General features: G+C 55.0%; 1 protein-coding gene. It reads left to right on the plus strand.

The features are described from left to right. A partial coding sequence (locus ALO64_RS25855) for a hypothetical protein (protein WP_217996263.1) occupies positions 1-213 on the plus strand: 213 nt, incomplete at its 5' end. Positions 214-238 lie beyond the last annotated feature (25 nt).

The following is a 238-nucleotide window of genomic DNA, read 5'->3' on the forward strand; positions in this document are numbered from 1 at the left end:
ATCGAAGGCTTGTCAGACGCTGAACGTGAATTGGTGATCAAAGGATTGCAAGCACTGCGTCGAGAACGCGGTTTCGCGTGGAATGTGGCGTGTGATGTGGCTGCGCGGAGTAATGTGACGGTGTCACCGTCACTTTCCCTATATGGCATCACCGATATTGAACACCTGGCGCGCCGATTTGGTGGGTCAGCGTTGCATTGGAGCGAAGCATGACAACACGGTGAACCGCCCCGGGTTT

Origin of the sequence: Pseudomonas meliae (assembly GCF_001400515.1) — a bacterium.
Lineage (GTDB): Bacteria > Pseudomonadota > Gammaproteobacteria > Pseudomonadales > Pseudomonadaceae > Aquipseudomonas > Aquipseudomonas amygdali.